At 53.6% G+C, this 16,828-nt stretch carries 15 protein-coding genes; 11 read left to right on the plus strand and 4 right to left on the minus strand.

Annotation, left to right across the window (positions count from 1 at the left end; translation table 11 throughout):
• Window positions 1–11: 11 nt before the first annotated feature.
• From ABO_RS06315 to gloB, 3 genes are all read right to left on the minus strand, one after another.
• Entirely contained in the window at window positions 12–1,844 is a 1,833-nt protein-coding gene (locus ABO_RS06315; RefSeq protein ID WP_011588503.1) for an extracellular solute-binding protein, read from the minus strand.
• Window positions 1,822–3,441, minus strand: a complete 1,620-nt coding sequence (locus tag ABO_RS06320; protein ID WP_011588504.1) for a LysM peptidoglycan-binding domain-containing protein — start codon at window positions 3,439–3,441, stop codon at window positions 1,822–1,824. Before ABO_RS06320 ends, ABO_RS06315 begins: the two co-directional genes overlap by 23 nt.
• Before the next feature lie 68 nt (window positions 3,442–3,509).
• Window positions 3,510–4,283, minus strand: coding sequence for a hydroxyacylglutathione hydrolase (gene gloB, locus ABO_RS06325; RefSeq protein ID WP_011588505.1), 774 nt, complete (start codon window positions 4,281–4,283; stop codon window positions 3,510–3,512).
• 95 nt (window positions 4,284–4,378) lie between these two features.
• Here gloB and ABO_RS06330 point away from each other — a divergent pair, with 95 nt between their 5' ends.
• Genes ABO_RS06330 through dnaQ form a run of 3 tightly spaced genes read left to right on the plus strand, consistent with a single transcriptional unit; the run spans window position 4,379 to window position 6,358 of the window.
• Window positions 4,379–5,155, plus strand: coding sequence for a class I SAM-dependent methyltransferase (locus tag ABO_RS06330; RefSeq protein ID WP_011588506.1), 777 nt, complete (start codon window positions 4,379–4,381; stop codon window positions 5,153–5,155).
• Window positions 5,156–5,159: 4 nt separating this feature from the next.
• Window positions 5,160–5,615 carry a ribonuclease HI gene (rnhA, locus tag ABO_RS06335; protein WP_011588507.1) on the plus strand — a complete coding sequence of 152 codons (456 nt, stop codon included), beginning with the start codon at window positions 5,160–5,162 and terminating at the stop codon, window positions 5,613–5,615.
• Window positions 5,615–6,358, plus strand: a complete 744-nt coding sequence (gene dnaQ / locus ABO_RS06340) for a DNA polymerase III subunit epsilon (protein WP_011588508.1) — start codon at window positions 5,615–5,617, stop codon at window positions 6,356–6,358. The genes rnhA and dnaQ overlap by 1 nt, the downstream gene beginning before the upstream one ends.
• Window positions 6,359–6,453: 95 nt before the next feature.
• Here dnaQ and nhaB read toward each other — a convergent pair whose 3' ends face one another.
• Window positions 6,454–8,046: a sodium/proton antiporter NhaB gene (gene nhaB / locus ABO_RS06345; protein WP_011588509.1), complete on the minus strand. Its 1,593-nt coding sequence runs from the start codon at window positions 8,044–8,046 to the stop codon at window positions 6,454–6,456.
• Window positions 8,047–8,440: 394 nt separating this feature from the next.
• Between nhaB and ABO_RS06350 the strand changes: the two genes are divergently transcribed.
• The 8 genes from ABO_RS06350 (at window position 8,441) to djlA (ending at window position 16,795) form a co-directional block, all read left to right on the plus strand.
• Window positions 8,441–10,120, plus strand: a complete 1,680-nt coding sequence (locus tag ABO_RS06350; protein ID WP_011588510.1) for a hypothetical protein — start codon at window positions 8,441–8,443, stop codon at window positions 10,118–10,120.
• 22 nt (window positions 10,121–10,142) lie between these two features.
• Complete coding sequence (gene nudC, locus ABO_RS06355; protein ID WP_041704933.1) at window positions 10,143–10,943, plus strand: NAD(+) diphosphatase; 801 nt, start codon at window positions 10,143–10,145, stop codon at window positions 10,941–10,943.
• 12 nt (window positions 10,944–10,955) lie between these two features.
• Window positions 10,956–11,603, plus strand: coding sequence for a hypothetical protein (locus ABO_RS06360; RefSeq protein ID WP_011588512.1), 648 nt, complete (start codon window positions 10,956–10,958; stop codon window positions 11,601–11,603).
• 148 nt (window positions 11,604–11,751) lie between these two features.
• Window positions 11,752–12,804, plus strand: a complete 1,053-nt coding sequence (gene sohB, locus ABO_RS06365; RefSeq protein WP_011588513.1) for a protease SohB — start codon at window positions 11,752–11,754, stop codon at window positions 12,802–12,804.
• 32 nt (window positions 12,805–12,836) lie between these two features.
• Complete coding sequence (locus ABO_RS06370; protein WP_011588514.1) at window positions 12,837–13,829, plus strand: YhdH/YhfP family quinone oxidoreductase; 993 nt, start codon at window positions 12,837–12,839, stop codon at window positions 13,827–13,829.
• A gap of 412 nt (window positions 13,830–14,241) precedes the next feature.
• The gene (locus ABO_RS06375; protein ID WP_011588515.1) at window positions 14,242–15,168 is read left to right on the plus strand and encodes an NAD(P)-dependent oxidoreductase; all 927 of its coding nucleotides are present in this window, start codon (window positions 14,242–14,244) and stop codon (window positions 15,166–15,168) included.
• Window positions 15,168–15,956 (plus strand): hydroxypyruvate isomerase, encoded by a 789-nt coding sequence (gene hyi, locus ABO_RS06380; protein WP_011588516.1) that lies wholly within the window; start codon window positions 15,168–15,170, stop codon window positions 15,954–15,956. Before ABO_RS06375 ends, hyi begins: the two co-directional genes overlap by 1 nt.
• The gene (gene djlA, locus ABO_RS06385; protein WP_035458271.1) at window positions 15,956–16,795 is read left to right on the plus strand and encodes a co-chaperone DjlA; all 840 of its coding nucleotides are present in this window, start codon (window positions 15,956–15,958) and stop codon (window positions 16,793–16,795) included. The genes hyi and djlA overlap by 1 nt, the downstream gene beginning before the upstream one ends.
• The last annotated feature ends 33 nt before the right edge of the window (window positions 16,796–16,828 follow it).

Below are 16,828 nucleotides of genomic sequence, written 5' to 3' on the forward strand. Positions count from 1 at the left end.
AAGACTCCTTGTTATTGTTTAAACCACCAAGTGTCCAGACCCAGCCCATAGGGAATTGGTTCCGGCGGGCGGGCAAACTTGTCCCACCAGGCAATACGATGGTCGTTGATATAGTAGTTCAAGACCCCGTACTGCTGGTAGCGCAACATACGATCCAACGCCTGCAAGCTAAGTCGGTAATCGGTTTCATTGTCCGTGCTGAGTGCATGCTCGACAAGAAAGTCCACCACCGGATTACGGATGCCAGCCAAGTTCCGGCTGCCGACGACCTTGGCGCTGGCCGACGCAAAATAGTCTTTCAGTTCCGGCCCCGGGTACGCCTGAACGGGAAGTACAAAAAGCACTACATCGTAATCGAAGGTGTCCAGGCGCTGCTTGTAGGCGGCAGGATCAATTTCACGGTATTGGGCCTCAATGCCCAGCCGTTTCAGATTACGAAACCAGGGCGCAAGAATGCGGTATATGCCGGGGTTGTGATAGTTCAAGACAGTGAACTGTAGCGGGCGGCCTTCGGCGTTAACCAGGGTTTGCCCATCCAGTTTCCAGCCGCTTTCTTTCAGCAGTGCCAGGGCTTCGCGCATTCGATTACGAATCTGCCCGCTACCATCGTTAATCGGCGCGCTGATGTCGGCGGTGAAGTAATCATCAGGGAGCTGTTCGATGAAGGGGCTGAGCAGGGCTTTTTCCGCGTCAGAAGCGGGTGTTGTTGCGCTGTATACACTGTTGGGGAACCAGCTTTGTGTGCGCTTATAGGCGCCGCTGAACAGGTTCTTGTTGGACCATTGAAAATCGAACAGCAAGTTGGCAGCACGTCGGACATTAATATCATTGAAGGGTGCGCGCCGGGTGTTAAAGAAGAAGGCTTGTACTGGACGGGGAATACGATGAGGGACGTTAGCCCGTTTTACTTTGCCTTCTTTCAGCGCCGAGAATTTGTAAGCCGTGGCCCAGTGCTTGGAACTGTAATCATAATGGACATCGTAGCCACCGGCTTTAAACGCTTCAAAACCCACATCAGCATCGCGGTAGAACTCGAACTCTACGGTGTCGAAATTATAACGGCCACGATTCACCGGTAAATCTTTGGCCCAGTAGTCTTTTACCCGGGTAAAGGTGACTTGCCGACCAGCCTTCACTTCAGTGACCTTGTAAGGCCCGCTAGACAGAGGTGGGGTCAGTGAGGCGCTGTCGAAATCATGCTGTTGCCAGTAGTGGCGGGGCAAAATGGGAATAGCTCCGGCTACTAAGGGCAAATCGCGACGGCCGCGATGAAAGGTAAATTTCACCGTTTGTGAATCGATCGCTTCAATGTTAGCAATGTCCGCCAGACGCAGAGCGAATTCCGGGTGGCCTTTCTCGCGCAGAATATTTACCGAGAACACCACATCGTCAGCCCGGATCGGGTGACCGTCATGGAACTGTGCTTCGTCACGAATATGGAAGATGCACCAGCTGCGATCCTCTGGATATTCCAGCCAGTCAGCAATCAAGCCGTAAGCTGCTCCAGCTTCATCGCCCAATGGATTATGGGGCTGGCTTCCCATCAACAGGCTGTCAGCAATTTCGGTGACCCCATACATTTGAATGCCTGGGGTGTCAGCAGGGCTTCGCCCTTTGAGAATGTAAGGGTTCAGGCTGTCGAAGGTCCCCTGGCCAAACAGGCGCAGGGTGCCACCTTTCGGAGCGCCGGGGTTAACGTAATTGAGATGCTGGAAATCGACGGGGTACTTGAGACTGCCGAATGGATGGTAACCGTGGCTACGGGTAGGCTCGGCGTGGCATATCACGCCGAGCAGTAGGCCCAGAAAGGCAAAAGTAAGTTTAGTGCGTTTGGCGAATATCAACGTAGAGTGTCAGCCGTTGCCCAGGTTGTATGTATTGATTGCTGGCTACACTGTTGTTCCAGCTTTTTATGTCGTTGACCGATACATTAAAGCGGTCAGCAATGGCATACAAGGAATCGCCGTTACGAATCGCATAGCGGACTTTGCGTACCATATTAGGATTGCTGGCAGCAGGCACGCTAGCGGGGCTGCCTGCCAGGCTGCCTTTGGTCCATACCGCCAAGCTCTGGCCCACACGCAGGTTGTCTTTAGGGGCTATTCCATTCCATTTTGCTAGCTCTGGTACGCCGACTTTATGGCGACGGGCAATTTCCCATAGGGTCTCACCGGATTGAACCGTGTAGTCGATCCGTTGGCGTCCTTTAGGGCGTTTCGATTGTGTTTTGGCCAGCCGTGTTTCAGCGCTAAGGCTATCATTACTGTTGGTGGAGGCGGGGCCGGGAATTAACAGGGTGCGGCCAGCGATAATGGTGTTGTTCTTGAGGTGGTTGATATTGCGCAGTACCTGGGGGGTGGTGCGGTACTGGCGTGCAATAGCGCCCAGATTATCACCGGGGCGAATTTGGTAACGGCCCCACTGCATGCGCTGATCCTTGGGGAGGTGGACCAGCTTGTTCCTGAATCGTTCGGCCCGATTGACCGGGACGAGCAAGCGGAAGGGGCCGTCGGGTGAGGTGGCCCAACGGTTATAGGACGGATTTAGTAGGTAAAGCTCTTCCACGGAAATGTCTGCTAGCCGTGCGGCCTGCGCCAAATCAATCTGGCCGCCTGTGTTAACTGTAATGAAGTAGGGTTCGTTGGCGATCGGGTGTAGGGGCACATTATAGGTGTCCGGGTCTCCTATAATTTGTGCGATTGCGAGCAGCTTAGGCACATAGGCAGTGGTTTCGCGCGGCAGATTCAGGTTCCAGAAGTCGGTGGGTTTCCCTGCTTCTTCATTGTGTCGGATAGCCCGGGAAATGGTGCCGCCACCGGCATTGTAAGAGGCTAGTGCCAGCAGCCAGTCACCGTCGAAACGGCTGGAAAGTTTTTGTAAGTAATCCAACGCAGCGTTGGTGGACTTAAGAATGTCGCGGCGTTGGTCTTCCCACCAAGTGCGCTGCATACCGAAATAATCGCCGGTGGAGGGAATGAATTGCCAAGGGCCCGCAGCACGGCCATGGGAATAGGCAAAGGGGTCGAAGGCACTTTCCACGATGGGAAGCAATGCCAACTCCAGTGGCATGTCACGAGCCTCAGCCTGTTCGATAATGTAGTGTAGGTAACGCTCAGAGCGCCTAGTGACACGAGTGAAGTATTGAGGATGGCGAGCGTACCATTCGCGCTGCACGCGAATGCGATCGTTTTCTATGTTCAGATCCAATCCGTAGCCGGCACGTAGTCGCGCCCATAGATCGTCATTATCTGTTGCCTGTATTGCCTGCTTATTTTTGTCGTCCACTGGGGCCGGTTCATCCATGCCGTTGCCCAATTTTAGGTCATCCACAGAGGGCTTAGCGGCCGGCATGGGAGGGAGATTTTCTAGGGAGTCATTGGTGGCACAGCCACCGAGAGCCCCCAAGCCAAATAAAAAGGCCAAAGGAATAATGTGTTTCATAATTATGAACAACGCTAAGAATTTGATGCATTCTGGCGTCGCAAAGACGATACGGCAAGGATGCGACGCTAAGCGTTATCCTTCCAGCGACGCAAGGCTGCAAAACACTGAATATCAGATTCTCCGCATCCGGGCTCATGGCGTTGACAGGACGCTTTCACCTCTTCGTTATCACTGCGTAAAAAGGGATTGGTGGCTTTCTCTTCGGCGAGGGTGGAAGGCAGCGTAATTTTACCTTTTTTACGCAGTTCGGTGACTGCTTGAAGGCGTGTTTGAACCGCTGAATCATTTGGGGTTACAGCGGCAGCGAATGTCAGGTTGGCCTGTGTGTATTCGTGAGCACAAAATACAAGAGTGGCTTCGGGCAGGGCAGCTAAGCGCTCAAGTGAATGGAACATCTGCGCTGCCGTTCCTTCGAATAGGCGGCCACAGCCCCCGGCAAATAGGGTGTCTCCGCTGAATAACCAACCGTGTGAGTCGTTGATGAAGGCGATGTGTCCGAGGGTGTGGCCTGGAACCTCCATGATGGTGAACGCTAGATCTGTACCCGCCGGGGTGATGGTATCGCCTTCGTGCAGAGGGTGGCTCATGGCCGGAATGGATTCCTTTGCGGGGCCGTAGACTGGGATGTCGCGGTGTTTGGTAAGCGCTGCGACACCGCCGACATGATCGGGGTGATGGTGTGTAATCAGCAGAGCGGATAGAGACAGGCCGTTCTCGCGCAAATAACGCTCTACAGGTTCTGCGTCACCGGGGTCGACCACCACACATTGATCTTGTTGGTGAAACGCCCAAATGTAGTTGTCATTGAAAGCAGGGATGGCGATAGGGCTGGCTGTCATGTGTGTTACGCTCCTGTTTACGTGCTATAGATTCTGCACGGGTTCGGTGCTTTATAAGCATGAATTAACATTCATGAATGAAGAGATTGTCCGCCATGCAGCTACCTCCACTCAACCGTATTTCGTTTAATACCTCTTCCGGTGAATTGGGCAGAGGCTTTGATGAATGGCTAGACAGTGAGCCGGGGCAGGCGTTGTTGAATGACGAAAAGGCCATGCTGACTGATTGGCTTCGCAGTCAAGCTGGGCAGCGCGCGGTGGCGGTTTATTCTAGCGGCGGTCGTGATCTTATGTCCGAATCGCCGTTGCGTTGGCAAACCAGTATTGCGCCACCCGGTTTTACCGGTGTGAAGCTATATTCACGGCTGGATTTACTGCCGATTGCAAAAAATAGTGTAGATGTGTTGTTGCTTCACCATACCATGGACTTCTCCGCTGACCCTCATCAGGTATTACGTGAGGCTGCCCGCTGTATGGCTCCCGGCGGGAAGATAGCGATCATTGGCTTTCATCCACTCAGTATTATGGGATTGGCACGCTGGCTGCTTTGGTGGAAGTCACCGGGTTGGATGGGGCGCTACTACCGGCCCAACCGCTTAACGGATTGGTTGCAGGTTCTAGGATTTGAGGTCGATGGTATGGCCAGTGGCTTCTATACTATGCCGTTGTCCGACCGTGGTCGCAGTCGAGTGCGGATGCTTGACTGGCTGGGTCGCTATTTATGGCCTCGCCACGGTAATACGTACCTCCTGGTGGCGAGGAAGCGGGCGGGTGTTGTTCGTCCGTTGGCCAGCCGACAACGCAGAGTGCCGCGCAATGCTGTGGTGCCAGTACCAGTGGCCCGCTGGGGCCAACAGAACAGGGAGCCTTGAGTCTTTGAAAAATGTGATTATCTACACTGACGGCGCTTGCCGTGGTAATCCCGGTCCGGGTGGTTGGGGCGCTATTCTTCTCTATGGTGATAAGGAGAAAGAGTTATTCGGCGGTGAGCCGGAAACCACCAACAATCGTATGGAACTGATGGCGGCGATTGTCGCGCTTGAAACGCTCAACACGCCCTGTCAGGTGGTCTTGACCACGGATTCAAAGTACGTGATGGATGGCATTACACAGTGGATGGCGAACTGGAAAAAGCGAGGCTGGAAAACGGCATCCAAGCAGCCTGTAAAGAACGTTGACTTATGGCAGCGCCTAGATGCGGCAGTGCAACGCCACGACATCGACTGGCAGTGGGTCAAGGGACACAGTGGCCACCCAGGTAACGAGCGCGCTGACGCGCTGGCTAACCGGGGGATTGATGAAATGAAACACAAGCAGGGGCAAGCTAGCTAATGCGTCAGGTTGTATTGGATACGGAAACCACAGGTCTTGAGCCGAATGACGGGCACCGGGTGATCGAAATTGGTTGTGTGGAGATGGAAAATCGCCGCCTTACTGGAAATAGCCTGCACCTGTACCTGAACCCTGAGCGGGAAATCGATGCGGGGGCATTGGCGGTTCACGGTATCAGTAGCGAGTTCTTGGCGGACAAGCCTACGTTTGACAAAGTGGTTGATGAATTTTTGGCGTTTGTAGATGGCGCTGAATTGGTTATTCACAACGCCCCTTTCGATGTGGGTTTTCTCAACCATGAGTTGCGCCGGCTTGGCACACGCTATGGGACCATTGAGCAGCGTTGCGGGGTGCTGGATACACTGGTCATGGCGCGGCAGAAACACCCAGGGCAGAAGAATAGCCTTGATGCTCTATGTCGCCGTTATTTCGTGGAAAACGGGCACCGTGAATTGCACGGAGCCCTATTGGATGCGGAGATTCTAGCAGACGTTTATCTTGCCATGACCGGGGGGCAAACTCGCCTTTTTTCGGGCGGCAACGATAGCAGTGAGCGGGGCGGTGGCGCCGCAGCAGAGACCATCAGGCGCTTGAGTGCCGATCGCGTCCCGCTTTGTGTGGTGCGTGCCAGTGAGAATGAACAACAACGTCACCGCAACAAGCTGGCCGCTATTGCGAAAAAGAATGGGGTGCCCACGGTTTGGCAGAGCCTTGGGCAAAATAGCGATACGCCCCTGCAATAGTTAATCTGCCGTCTGTGCAGGGCCTACGGGCTCGAGCCCACCCAACTAGCACGTTTCTTCGCCATCCCCATTTCACATCGGGGTTCCCAGGGCAATCAGTGCCCTGGGATTAGCGGCGTTTCTTGAAGATCTTCCACCTGATGATGCTGAATCCAGCCATTTTCGTACAGGTAGTCAGTGGCAGGTTCAAGCACCGTGGCGGTCATGACCAGGCCGGTAATTGACATCACGATGGTATAAGGCAGGGCCATGATCACCATGCGTCCATAGGATAACCGCACCAACGGCGCCAGCGCTGAAGTTAGCAGGAACAGGAATGCCGCCTGACCGTTTGGCGTGGCCACAGAGGGGATGTTGGTGCCGGTGTTAATGGCTACAGCCAGCAGGTCGAAAGTATCGCGGTCAATTTCATTCTTCAGCAACGCTTGACCCACTTCATCCACATAGACGGTTGCCACAAAGACGTTATCGGACACTGCCGAGAGTATGCCGTTAGCCATGTAGAACGCGGGTCCCTGCACCTGCTTCTCCAAAGAGAGCACGTATTCAATCACCGGCGCGAAAAGCTGCTGGTCAGCAATCACTGCTACCACCGCGAAGAATACCGTGAGCAGGGCGGTGAAAGGCAGGGCTTCCTCAAACGCGGCGCCCAAACGATGCTCTTCGATGATCCCAGTGAATGAAGTGGCGAGGATGATTACAGTGAGCCCTACTAAACCAACGGAGGCAGCATGGGTGGCCAAGCCGATGACTAGCCAAACAGCGGTGATCGCCTGAATAACCAAGGCGGCGCGATTTTGTGGGGTGCGTTTGCGGTCCTGCTCCAGGGCGTACTGGCGCATAATGCCGCGGACTTTTTCAGGGATATCCTCGCCGTAGCCGAAGCTGCCGCTGAATTCCAGGAAAGCACAGGTGAAGAAGCCCATCACCAGTACTGGTAGGGTAATGGGCGCCATGCGCAGGAAGAATTCACCGAATTCCCAGCCGGCCTTATTGGCGATTAGCAGGTTTTGGGGTTCACCCACTAGCGTGCAGACGCCGCCCAGAGCGGTACCGACGGCGGCGTGCATTAGCAGGCTGCGCAGGAATGACCGAAAGCGGCGCAGGTCTTCACGGTGCAATTCTTCCACCGTGGTGTCGTCACCATGGTCATGTTTTTGCTGGAACGTTTTACCGGAAGCCACCTTGTGGTAAATGCCGTAAAAACCGGTGCATACGGCAATCACCACGGCGGTAACCGTTAATGCATCCAGAAAAGCAGACAGCAAGGCCGCAGCGGCACAGAACAGCAGGCTCAGCGTGACCTTGGATTTAACGCCGAGCAGAATGCGGGTGAACATGAACAGCAGTAAATCTTTAAGGAAGTAGATACCGGCGACCATAAAGATCAGCAGCAACATTACTTCAATGTTGCCGACTACCTTATGTAGCACTGTTTCTGCGGAGGTCAAGCCGATCATTACCGCTTCAATAGCCAGTAGCCCGCCAGGCTGTAACGGATAGCACTTGAGTGCCATGGCCAGTGTGAAGATGAATTCGGCGAGCAGTAGCCAGCCTGCGGTTACCGGGCCCAGTGTCAGGGCGACCAACGGGTTGATAAGCAGAAAGGCGACGATGGTGTACTTGTACCAGGCAGGAGCCTGCCCCAGGAAGTTCTGAACAAAGGCGCGGCCTAGCGTGGCTGACATTACGAGTTCCTGCTGAACGGCGAATGGTAGAGGTGTGCCCTGGCTGTGCGCGGAGTGGCAGGAGCTGGGCGCGGCAATAATAAGGACTTGCTATGTCTCAGTACAGGATAAACAGTTGGGCAATTTGTCCTAGATCAATGGAGAGATTGGCGTAACCGGCTGGTCTAGGCGCTGGTGAATCGCATATAGTCGTCTAGAGTAGTGTGGCCAGGTTAACAAAACATCAATAAATCAGTTGTTTACAAATGAAAGTTGATGCAGTCTTTAATTGCGTGCAAAAGTTGATACAGCTTGTTTTACAATCTTAAATTGAATGTTGCGGGTATAACCGGGGGTTGCGTACTTTACGGGACAGCCTCGATGATAATAACAGTTTGGTGCTTGCGGAGAGTCCATGGTTGCCATAACAAATACCACCTCCCTGACTTTTCTCAAAGAAGCCCTAGATGCCACCCTGACTGAAGCAGAAACACAGCTTGAAACGTTTTCTGATGACCATAGTCGTCAAGATGAGTTGCAGCATTGTGCGCAAGCTTTTCAGCAACTTCGAGGTATCTGCCAGCTTGTTGAGCTGCCTGCGGCGGCGTTGATGAGTGAAGAAATGGCGCTGGCCGCGCGGGAGTTACAAGAAAAATGCTCTGACGCCCGTATTCAGGCGTTGAGCCACGCGATCGTTCTGCTTACCCGTTATTTCGATTACGTGCAATTGAAGAACCGCACGTTACCGGCACTGTTAATTGGTGGCATTAATGAGCTGCGACGGGCCGCTGGCAAGGGCCTGATCCAGGAAAGTCACTTCTTCTATGCCGATTTATCCCATCAACGTGTACCTCAAGCTCCGCAACGGAGCATGACCGTTAGTGAATTGTCCGACCTGGCGCGACGCTTTCGGCATATGTACCAGGTCGGGCTGCTTGGGATGCTTCGTGGCCAAACTAACCGCACTAACCTAAAGCTGATGGCCCGGGCCCTGGTACGGCTGGATCATGCCGCAGGACAATGTGGTTTAAGTCGCTTTCTGTGGGTGTCCCAGGCAGCGTTAACGGCCATGTACCGCGACCAGATGGCGATCACTCCGGCCCGAAAAGCGCTGCTGTCACAGTATGACCGCCAGTTGAAAAAGCTGGTCTACAGTGGTGATCAGGCAGTGACGGAAGACGCTCCGTTACTGTTGATCAAGGAAAGCCTCTATATCGTTTCGTTGTCCGCACAGAACAGCGGTGTGATCGGTAACGTTAAGCAAGCTTTCGGTTTGAAATCTGAAGTGAATGATGTTGTTTTGCAGCGAGAGTTGTTATTCATGACGGGCGCCAGCGGATCGGTGACTCGTTCTGTGGCCAGTGCTATGCGTGATGAAATTGCCGATTTGAAAGAGAGCCTGGATTTGGCCTCCCAGGGGGTGGCGGACACTAATTATGAGTCGGTGGCGGCAAGCCTGAATCGTCTGGGTAGCACCCTGGATATGATCAATAAAGATAAAGAATCCCGTGCTATCAAACAGCGCGCACAGGACGTGGCTCGCTGGGCGCCTGATCAGAACGTTGAAGGGGAGGCGTTCCATGCGCTGGTGGATGATCTACTGATTGTAGAAAATGTGGTTGCGGGTCTAGAGCGAAGCATTAACCCTGAAAATGATGTGCATCGCTCAGCAAACAATAGCCGTATTTCCCTGTATCAGTTAAATGACGCTCGCATGACAGTGGTGGGCGAGTGCCGTGCTGGTCTGGCGCTGGCTAAACGCTCTATTTCCTCGTTCATGGATAACAACTGGGATGCTATGCATCTGTCTAATCTCCCCGGGACGTTCGCTTCCATTGCGGGGGGGTTAATGTTCTTAGAACTGGATCGTGCCAAGGCGGTGACCGAAGCTTGTCACAAATATATCAGTAACCGGTTGCTCAGTGGTGACCAAGTGCCGACCCATGAAAACATGGAAACCCTGGCCGATGCCCTGACCGGGGTGGACTACTACTTGGAAAGTATGGAAGAGCAAAAGCCCATTGGTGATGGTGTTCTGGAGGTGGCTGAGCAAAGCATGAATGTATTAGGCTTTCCCGTGTCAAAGGGTGTTTGAGCCCATCGCAATAGAGACAGCCATGATTGACCTTTCTTCACCGGAATCCCAAGACGCAGAAAGCGCTCGCTGTTATATCATTCATGAGCAGGATGTGTTGATCTGCGCACATGTGGATAGGCCGTTCCCAGAACTGCCTGCCAAGTGGCTTCGGCAGCATCCTGATTATCACTTCTTGGGTTTTCTGGATGGCCAGCCTTGTTATGTCTGTGAATTTGCCTGCCATGAATTTGATGATGGCCGGTTACAGCGTGTTCCGTTGCGCAGACTTATCGGTGCCACCTTAAATGACGCCGAATTTTCCATGGCGAGCAGGGCCTTACAGTTTCTAAGCTGGCGCAAAAATCATCGTTTTTGTAGCCGATGCGGCTCACCGACTGAGCCACATCCTCGCGACTTAGCGATGACCTGTGCCGGTTGCGGCTATTTTCAGTATCCCCGTATTACTCCCTGTATCATTACGTTGGTGACGGATGGTGAGCATGCTTTGCTGGGGCGTTCTGCCCGTTTTCCGGAAGGCTTTTACTCCTGTCTGGCCGGCTTTATGGAGGCAGGTGAAACCGCTGAGCAAGCTTTGGCACGGGAGGTGATGGAAGAAAGCGGCATTTCGGTGAAAAACTTGGAATATTTGAACAGCCAGTCGTGGCCTTTTCCCCACTCCTTGATGCTTGGGTTCATGGCTGAATATGCAGGTGGAGAGATCCGCATTGATGACGATGAAATCGTCGATGCAGCTTGGTTTCATTATCAGGATCTGCCCATGGTTCCACCGGTGGGAACTATTGCCCGTTTGTTGATTGACCAATGGATCGCACGTTTTTAGAAGGACGTAAGCATGAATTACACTTTAGCTCCCTTGGTGCTAATCGTTTTCAGTCTACTTTTGGTATTGATAGGGGCGTGGATTCTGCTGCGGCAAAAATGGGTGCTGCAATGGTTGAAAGGCACAGCCGGCCTGTTGTTGGTGGTGCTGGCTATCTATATGAGCGTGTTCGCGCTCAATCTCTATGGCTATAAGGAATATGCTCAGGAAGTGTCCGTAGCCACGGTGAGCTTCCGGGAGTCGGGCGATCAGTCGTTTATTGCTACGGTAACCCGCACGGATGGGAGTTCGGAAGAGTTTCGTCTGAAAGGGGATCAGTGGCAACTGGATGCTCGCATTATCAAGTGGAAGATGCCCTTTAGCCTGCTTGGCCTGAAGCCCGGCTACCAACTGGATCGGATGCAGGGCCGTTATTATGCCCTTGAAGACGAGCGTTCCCGGGACCGTACCGTCTACAGCTTGCATCGTGATCCAGTAGGCCTGGATGTGTGGCTGCTGGCAAAAAAAGGCTGGGGCCTGATTATCGATGCTCGTTACGGTAGCGCGGCTTATCTGCCGATGGCAGATGGCGCTCTGTTTGAAGTTACCGTGGCGCCCACAGGGCTCGTGGCCCGTCCTATGAACGGCAGTGCACAAAAGGCGATCGCCGGTTGGGATTGATGCTTCTTTCCCGGTAACCTGTGTTTTGCTCGACCTTTAATTCCCTCTGATTACCGCAATGGCTCTGGCTTATGTAGAATCAGCCAGAGTTCGATTTCCGTGAATTGACTGGCGCTGGGCGCCAGGCCCCTTGGAGAGTAGATAAACTGTGATCGCGTTTTTAATGGAATACGGCATGTTTCTAGCCAAGGTTGCCACCCTCGTAGTGGCAATTTTGTTTATTTTTGGTGGCATTGCGGCGGCGGCCTCACGGAGTCGTGGTAAGGGTGACCAGGATGGTGAACTGAAAGTCCGCCACCTCAATGAAGAGTTCGATGATCTCAAGGAGTCTCTCGAGGCGGAAATTATCCCGGAAGCCCAGCGCAAAAAAGCCCACAAGGCTAAGCGAAAACAGGAGAAGCTTGAAGCCAAACAAAAAAAGAAAGCCGGCACCGAAGACAAAATTCTGCCGCGTTTGTTTGTGCTTGATTTCAATGGTGATGTACAGGCCAGCGATGTGGATCATATGCGCCGGGAGATTACCGCCATTTTGCAGGTTGCCACCCAAGATGACGAAGTACTGGTTCGCCTGGAAAGTCCGGGTGGTCTGGTACACAGCTATGGGCTGGCATCCTCGCAGTTGCGCCGTATCCGTAACCAGGGCATCAAACTGACCGTCGCCGTGGACCAAGTGGCTGCTAGCGGAGGTTATATGATGGCCTGTATCGCTGACCGTATTGTGGCGGCACCCTTCGCCATTATCGGCTCGATCGGTGTGGTCGCGCAGATTCCCAACTTTCACCGTTTGCTGAAGAAAAACGATATTGATGTGGAACTGATGACTGCCGGTGAGTACAAACGCACCATGACCATGTTGGGCGAGAATACCGAAAAGGGTCGGGCTAAATTTCAGGAAGAACTGGAAGAGACTCATCAATTGTTCAAGGGATTCGTCCGGGATAATCGCCGTGGGCTCGATTTGGATAAGGTTGCGACTGGCGAACATTGGTTTGGCAGCCAAGCAAAGGAGCTGGGACTTGTCGATGAAATCATGACCAGCGACGAACTGTTACAAGTGCGCAAAGACAGCCAAACACTCTACCTAGTACAGTGGGAAGCCAAACGTAAGCTGGGTGAGAAGCTGGGTTTCTCTCTAGAAGCAATGGCACATCGGGTGTTGGAAAAGTTTTGGCATCGTGGCAGCCAACGTCAGATTCATTAGTACCTTTACCGAACACTGCAAAGGAGTAGCTCATGACATTTAAGGCATTACAGACCCGCGAAACCGAGGCCGGTTACAGTAACGTGCTGGTTGACCGCGAGCTAAGTGAGCTGGGCGAAGGCGGTGTATTGGTACGGGTGCAATGGTCGTCTCTGAATTACAAGGATGCACTGTCAGCCACCGGCAACAAAGGCGTTACCCGCCAATTCCCTCATACCCCAGGCATTGATGCGGTTGGCGTGGTTGAAGAGGCGAGTGATGGGCCTTTTAGTGCGGGCGATGCGGTGATTTGCACAGGCTATGATCTGGGGATGAACACGGATGGCGGTTATGCAGAATATATCCGCGTACCGGCTGAGTGGCTAGTGCCGCTACCAGAAGGCCTTGCGCCTCGCGATGCAATGTTGCTTGGTACGGCAGGGCTAACCGCAGCCTTGAGTGTTGAATCGTTGCTGGATACGGGCGTTAACCCGGATCAGGGGCCCGTGCTGGTGACTGGCGCGACTGGTGGCGTGGGCAGCATTAGTGTTGCGATACTGGCTAAGTTAGGTTTTGAGGTGGTGGCCGTTAGTGGCAAAGCAGACGCCCACGAATGGCTCACTGAGCTTGGTGCATCACGCATCATTGATCGCAATGATTTTCTGGAAAGTGCCGCCAAGCCCATGGCCAAAGAGCAGTGGTCGGGCGCTGTGGATTGCGTGGGGGGTGAAATGCTGGCCGCTGCTCTGAAGGGTCTAAAGTACGGAGGTAGTGCCACTTGCTGTGGGTTAGCCGGTTCTCCCAAGCTTGAGATGACGGTTTTTCCATTCATTTTGCGCGGAGTAAATCTGTTAGGGGTAGATAGCGTTGAATTACCCTGTGAAATTAAGCAGCAAATGTGGCAGTTACTGGCGGATGAATGGATGCCGAAAGACCTTTCACTGCTGGAAGCGGCGCAAACGGAGCTTTCTGGGGTGACCGATTGGGTGGATCGCATTCTGGCTGGAGGAGTTCGCGGGCGGGTCGTGGTTAAGCTGCCTGAGTAATAGCTACAGGGTTTTGAGAGCAGCGCATACAGCACATTGTTTTCTCATCGTCGACAATCATTGTCCTCGTATTCCCTCGATGCCCGCTTGATCAAGCGGGCAATTCCCCTGTCTTCTTGGGCTCGATGTCGAATCGAGTTTTTCTTGAAGATCATAAAACAAAACGTGAAGAGTAAAGGGCTCGTTGGCAGGCTTCGCAACGTGACCTAACCCATCAGAGAATAATTGAGCCTTCCATTTTGGGCAGCCTAAACAAGTGGCCTCAGCGCGGCTTTTTGTTGCCGCTTTGCGACGGTAATAGCGCTTCATAGCAGGCGACGCAACACACTTACGTCTACGTCTGGCGGTCGAATTCCTACAGTCATTGACGTGGATCGCGTAGACTTTTCGCTCAACCAGCTCTGGAAGTATTATGCGTAATATCTGTTTCCTCGGCATCGGTTTGATGGGCGAGCCTATGGTGGCACGGCTGTTGGATGCCGGTTTCTCTTTGACTCTCTGGAATCGCACTGTTGAAAAGGCGCAGCCGTTTAGCGGACGGGCGCGTATTGCCAGCAGCCCAGCCGAGGCGGTGGCTGAGGCTGATGTGGTCATTACCATGCTTGAAAATGGCACCGCAGTCGAGCAGGTGCTGTACCAGAGTAATGCCATTGCCCGTTTATCTCCGGGGGCCTTGGTTATCGATATGAGCTCCGTCGAGCCCGCTACTGCCCGGCGTCATGGGGCGCGGGTAGCAGAGCTGGGCGGATGTTATCTGGATGCGCCAGTGTCTGGCGGCACCCGTGGTGCACAAGCCGGTACGTTGTCGATCATGGCGGGGGGCAATGATCAAGACTTTGATGAGGCAACCGCGGTGTTTCAGGCCATGGGCCGCGCCACGCTTATTGGCCCTGTGGGTAGCGGGCAGCTGGCCAAGTTAGCTAATCAGACGATTGTCGGCATCACCATTGGCGCTGTGTCAGAGGCTTTGCTATTGGCTGCAAAAGGCGGCGCCCGGCCAGAAAAGGTTCGCGAAGCGCTACTCGGTGGCTTTGCCGGAAGTAAGATTTTAGAGCAGCATGGCGAGCGTATGTTGGCACGGAATTTTGAGCCCGGTGCTCCGGCGCGAATTCAGCTCAAGGATCTGGGTATGATCCTGGATGAAGCTCGCACGGAGGGATTGACGCTGCCCTTGAGCCAGCGCGTGTTCGAGCAATATCGTGCGCTGCTGGCCAGTGGTCATGGCGAAGTTGACCACAGTGGTCTGTTGCTGGAACTAGAAAGGCTAAATGGCGTGCAGCTCAACCCCGATGCCGCTGATCACTTTAGTCCAACTGACTTGGATAAGGAGACGCACTAATGCCACGGTTCGCTGCCAACCTGTCCATGTTGTTCACCGAATTACCCTTTCCTGAGCGCTTTGCCGCCGCTGCAGACGCCGGTTTTAAAGGCGTCGAATACCTGTTTCCCTATGATTGGCCTGCACAGCAACTGGCCCAATGGCTGGCGGACAATGGCCTGACCCAGGTGCTGTTTAATTTGCCGGCCGGAGATTGGCAGGCGGGGGAGCGGGGGATTGCGTGCCTGCCGGACCGAATAGCCGCATTTCGCGAAGACGTTTTTATGGCCATGGAGTATGCCCAGGCGCTGGATTGCCAGCAGGTGAACTGTTTGGCGGGTCTAAAACCCGATGAACTATCCTCGGAGGTAGCCTTTACAACGTTGGTAGAGAATCTGCGTTTTGCCGCGGATCTATTCGACGCTCAGGGGCTGACTTTGACGCTGGAAGCGATAAACTCTCGAGTAGATATGCCAGGTTTTTTGGTGGATACCTCCGCCACGGCCATGGCGGTCATAGAGGCGGTTGGTCGTGAGAATATTCGTTTGCAGTATGATCTCTACCATATGCAGATCATGGAAGGGGACCTGTGTCGTTCCCTTTCTCAACTTTGCCCCCATATAGGACATATTCAGTTTGCCGATAATCCTGGGCGTAATGAGCCCGGTAGCGGCGAAATTCATTTTGATACCGTGTTTGCCCACATCGATTCCTTGGACTATGCAGGATGGGTAAGTGCGGAGTATCGACCGTTGACAGATACGGCAACCAGCCTGGGCTGGTTTAACGCAACAAAACAGGAGCCGTGATGCAATTCAATTGGGGTGGGAAGATCATCCTTGGCCTGCTCGGCATGCTTGTGGGTGGGCCCGTTGGCCTGGGCATAGGCTTGCTGATTGGACATATGCTCGATAAAGGCACCGAGCGAGTGCAGACGTTTAATCCATTTCGCCCCTATGGGCCAGGCGAACAGTCACAAATTCAGCGGGCTTTGTTCGATACCGTGTTTTCTATCATGGGGCATCTTGCGAAGGCGGATGGTCGGGTTAGCGAGGACGAAATTGCCCAGGCTCGAGCGGTAATGGACCGCATGCAGTTGTCAGAAGAACAGCGCAAGCAAGCGATTGCCCTATTCAATCAAGGCAAGGAGGATAATTTTCCTTTGGATCAGGTCGTGGCAGCATTCGCGACAACCGTTAAACACCGTAAACAGTTGATTCTGGTATTGCTGGAAATCTTGCTACAGACCGCGCTGGCAGACGATGAGCTGGACCCTGCAGAGGAAGCGATTCTAGTGAGAGTGGCCGAAGGCTTGGGGGTGCCGCGAGCTCAGTTTCAGCAGATCCTTAATATGTTGCTGGCACAGGCTCAGTTCTCCGGTAGCCGTGCCGGCGGCCATTCCTACCAGGGGCAGCCAGCAGGGCCGTCTCGACCGTCCCTGTCCCAGGCGTATAAGGTCTTGGGTATCACTGACAGCGCCAGTAATCAGGAAGTTAAAAAAACCTATCGCAAGTTGATGAGCCAGAATCATCCGGACAAGTTGGCGGCCAAAGGTGTACCGGAAGAAATGATTCGGGTAGCCACGCAAAAGACCGCCGAAATCAGTAAAGCCTACGAAATGATCAAAGAACATCGCGGTTTTAAATAAACAACGCCGTAGGTTTAACGCAAAATGCAGCAC

It is taken from the genome of Alcanivorax borkumensis SK2, from assembly GCF_000009365.1.
GTDB classification, from domain to species: domain Bacteria; phylum Pseudomonadota; class Gammaproteobacteria; order Pseudomonadales; family Alcanivoracaceae; genus Alcanivorax; species Alcanivorax borkumensis.